The organism is Cedecea sp. B1(4) (assembly GCF_059414925.1).
Map to the genome: position 1 here is coordinate 1 of NZ_JCAHMZ010000120.1, position 265 is coordinate 265.

The window sequence follows — 265 nt, forward strand, 5'->3', positions numbered from 1 at the left end:
CGCCGATGACGGCATGCTGGTGTTGGACGAGTCGCATGTTGCCGCTGGTTCGTCGAACCTCGGCATCACGGTGCAGCAGGCTGTCGCCAACAGCACAGCGACGATGTATGCCTCAGCCACGCCACTGAAAGGGGTGGAGAACTTCGGCCTCTACTGCAAGGTGTTTCCGGCGTCTGTGGATTTGAAGTCGCTGCCGGAGACGCTGCGCACGGGCGGTGAGGCCTTGCAGGAGGCTATAAGCGCGAATATGGCGCGCGACGGTGTG

General features: G+C 62.3%; 1 protein-coding gene. It reads left to right on the top strand.

Going from position 1 to position 265, the window contains the following annotated elements; genetic code table 11:
* The coding region (locus ACR6JA_RS22310; protein ID WP_494599586.1) for a hypothetical protein at window positions 1–265 on the top strand (265 nt) is incomplete at both ends.